This is a genomic window from Bradyrhizobium sp. UFLA06-24 (assembly GCF_054967145.1).
The window spans coordinates 1-857 of record NZ_JADFUE010000201.1 but is presented as its reverse complement, the minus strand read 5'-3'; the positions used below and the strand labels follow the sequence as shown (position 1 = coordinate 857).

General features: G+C 64.5%; 1 pseudogene. It reads left to right on the top strand.

The features are described from left to right. Positions 1-706: pseudogene (locus IF809_RS38635) on the top strand (IS3 family transposase); the annotation flags it as partial. Positions 707-857: the final 151 nt, after the last annotated feature.

Genomic DNA, 857 nt, shown 5'->3' with positions numbered 1-857 from the left:
ACTCCATGCTGGACAATGCGGCGTTGAAGGACCTCTTGGGAAAGAAGTGGTGACGCCCGCGGCCAAGCGGAAGGCTGTCGCGCATCTCGTGGCTGCCCACGGGATGAGTGAACGGCGGGCGTGTAAAGCCATCGGCTGCTGCCGCATGACCATGAGATACCGGACGACCCGGGCGGACGAAGCCGGCGTTCGCCAGCGCATGAAGGCGATCGCCCAGGAGCGCCGCCGCTTCGGCTATCGGCGCCTCCATGTTCTGCTCAAGCGGGAAGGCTATCTGATCAACCACAAGAAGCTGTTCCGGCTCTACCGGGAAGAGAGGCTTGCGGTGCGCCGCCGCGGCGGCCGCAAGCGGGCGATCGGGACCCGGGCGCCGATGATGGTGCCGATGGCGCCGAACGACCGCTGGTCGCTCGACTTCGTGTCGGATCAGCTCACCGATGGCCGCCGCTTCCGTATCCTCACCGTGGTCGATGATTGCACCCGCGAGTGCCTGGCGCTGGTAGCCGACACCTCGCTCTCCGGCACCCGTGTGGCGCGGGAGCTGGACCGGCTGCTGATGGAACGCGGCAAGCCGAAGATGGTGGTCAGCGACAACGGCAGCGAGTTCACCAGCAACGCCATCCTGACATGGGCCGATCAGAGCCGTGTTGCATGGCACTACATCGCGCCGGGCAAGCCCATGCAGAATGCCTTTATCGAGAGCTTCATGTATAGACGGCCCCGCGGATGCAAGGGATTTCAGCAGCACTTTAGATACCGGTCGGGTGCGTTCATGTATCCGGCCTGTTGGTGCGACCGATGCCATGGTCGCTGGCCCTGATGGAGATCGCGGATCGAGGCCTCATCAACGGGTCGCG